Origin of the sequence: Kitasatospora sp. NPDC007106 (assembly GCF_040634455.1) — a bacterium.
Lineage (GTDB): Bacteria > Actinomycetota > Actinomycetes > Streptomycetales > Streptomycetaceae > Kitasatospora > Kitasatospora arboriphila.
In genome coordinates this window covers 1-2600 of record NZ_JBEYFP010000800.1, presented here as the reverse complement: position 1 = coordinate 2600, position 2600 = coordinate 1, and the positions used below count along the sequence as shown (strand labels likewise).

The following is a 2600-nucleotide window of genomic DNA, read 5'->3' as shown; positions in this document are numbered from 1 at the left end:
GCGCCGGCTCGCGGTGCGCGCCGCGGCCCGCCGGATGGCCTGGCTGCTCGGCGGCGCCGTCGGCGAGCAGGTCGGCCTCACCGTCCGCGGCGAGCGGCGGGTCGGGCCGCGGACGGTGGTCGAGGTGGTCACCACCGGCGTCCTGCTGCAGCGGCTGCAGCGCGACCCGGAGCTGCCGGGCGTCGACGCGGTCGTCCTCGACGAGTGCCACGAGCGGCACCTGGACGCCGACACCGCGCTCGCCTTCCTGCTCGACGTCCGGGCGGCGCTGCGGCCGGAGCTGCAGTTGGTCTGCGCCTCCGCGACCTCCGACACCGCGGCCTGGGCGGAGCTGCTCGGCGGCGCACCGGTGGTCGAGGCGCACGGGCTGTCCCACCCCGTCGAGGTGGCGTGGGCTCCCCCGCCGCGCGCCGTCCGGCCGCCGCACGGCACCCGGACGGATCCGCTGCTGCTCGACCACGTCGCGGCCACCGTCCGCCGGGCGCTCGCCGAACGCGAGGGCGACGTGCTCTGCTTCCTGCCCGGCGTCGGCGAGATCGCCCGGGTCGCCGGGCTGCTCGGCACCGGCGTCGAGGTGCTGCAACTGCACGGGCAGGCGCCGCAGGCCGTCCAGGACGCGGCGCTCGCCCCGGGCGCCCGGCGGCGCGTGGTGCTCGCCACCTCCGTGGCCGAGTCCTCGCTGACGGTGCCCGGCGTGCGCACCGTCGTCGACTCGGGGCTCGCCCGGGAGCCGCGCACCGACCACGCCCGCGGTCTCGGCGGGCTGGTCACCGTCCGGGTCTCGCTGGCCGCCGCCCGGCAGCGCGCCGGCCGGGCCGGCCGCGAGGCCCCCGGCACCGTCTACCGCTGCTGGGCCGAGGTCGAGGACGCCCGCGCGCAGCCCTTCCCCACCCCGGAGATCGCCCTCGCCGACCTGACCGGCTTCGCCCTGCAGGCCGCCTGCTGGGGCGACCCGGACGCCCGCGGCCTCGCCCTGCCCGACCCGCCGCCGGCCGGCGCCATGGCCGCCGCCCGGGAGACCCTGCAGGCGCTCGGCGCCGTGGACGCCGACGGGCGGGCCACCGACCGCGGCCGCCGGATCGCCCGCACCGGCCTGCACCCCCGGCTCGCCCGGGCCCTCCTGGACGGCACCGGCCTGGTGGGCGCCCGCCGCGCCGCGGAGCTCGTCGCCCTGCTCTCCGAGGAGCCGCCGCGCGCCCTCGGAGACGACCTGCTCGCCGTCTGGCGGAGCGTCCGCGGCGCCGACGACCCGTACGCGCGCCGCTGGCGGGACGAGACCCGGCGGCTGCGGCAGGACGGCTCCGGGCCCGGCGGGGAGGGTGCCGTGTCCGACGAGGCCGCGGCCGGACTGGTCGTCGCGCTCGCCCACCCGGAGCGGATCGCCCGTGCCCGCGGCGGCGACCGCGGCTACCTGATGGCCTCCGGCACCGCCGCCGAGCTCGGCCCCGGCTCGCTGCTCTCCGGCGCCGGCTGGCTCGCGGTCGCGGTGGCCGACCGGCCGGCCGGCTCTCCCTCGGCCCGGGTGCGGCGGGCCGTCGCGCTCGACGAGGCCACCGCCCGGCGGGCCGGCGCCGCCCTGGTCACCGAACGCGAGGAGGTGCACTGGTCCGCCCGCGAGGGCGACGTCACCGCCCGGCGGGTCGCCCGGCTGGGCGCGGTGGAGCTCACCGCGGCGCCGCTCACCGACCCGGACCCGGGGCCGGTGCGGGCCGCCCTGCTGGACGGGCTCGCCCGGGAGGGCGTCCTCGCCCTGCTGTCCTGGCCGCCGGCCGCGGACGGGCTGCGGGAGCGGCTGGCCTTCCTGCACCGCGTGCTCGGCGACCCGTGGCCGGACGTCTCCGAGGAGGCCCTGCTGGAACGGGCCGCCGACTGGCTGGAGCCGGAGCTCTCCCGGGCCCGGCGGCGAGCCGACCTCGGCCGGATCGACACCGCCGCCGCCCTGCAGCGGCTGCTGCCCTGGGCGGGCGGCGAGGCCGGGCGGCTGGACGAGCTGGCGCCCGAGCGGATCGCCGTCCCGAGCGGGTCGAGGATCCGGGTGGACTACTCCGGGGAGCGGCCCGTCCTCGCCGTGAAGCTCCAGGAGCTGTTCGGCTGGCAGGCGGCGCCGGCGCTGGCCGGCGGGCGCGCCCCGCTCACCGTCCACCTGCTCTCCCCCGCCGGTCGCCCGGCCGCGGTCACCGGCGACCTCGCCTCCTTCTGGCGGGACGGCTACCGGGCCGTCCGCGCCGACCTCCGCGGCCGCTACCCCCGCCACCCCTGGCCGGAGGACCCCACCACCGCCGATCCCACCCGGCGGGCCAACCCGCGCAAGTGACCCCTCAGGGGGTGCGGGGCAGCGGGGTGCCGGTCTTCACCGGGTCGCAGGTCATGATCTCGCCGGCGGGGTTGGTGGCGCAGGCGCCGTTGCGGGTGGTGCTGCCGCCGTCGCTCCGCGGGTCGTCGCTGCGGGGGCTGGTCTGCCAGCGGGGCGTCGCGGTCGCCCGGCGGGTGGGCGGGACTGCCCGGGTCGCCCGGGCCCGGGTCGCCTCCGGCGATGCGGCGCGGGCGGGGTCCGCGGACGGGGATGCCGTCGGAGTCGGTGGCGCCGGGGCGGCCGTGCC

1 protein-coding gene and 1 pseudogene are annotated in these 2600 nt (G+C 80.8%); one reads left to right on the top strand and one right to left on the bottom strand.

Annotated features, from left to right (window positions below):
• A partial coding sequence (hrpB, locus tag ABZ641_RS32535; protein WP_359987676.1) for an ATP-dependent helicase HrpB occupies window positions 1-2314 on the top strand: 2314 nt, incomplete at its 5' end.
• A gap of 4 nt (window positions 2315-2318) precedes the next feature.
• On the opposite strand, the pseudogene ABZ641_RS32530 reads toward hrpB, so the two are convergent.
• Window positions 2319-2600: pseudogene (locus tag ABZ641_RS32530) on the bottom strand (hypothetical protein); the annotation flags it as partial.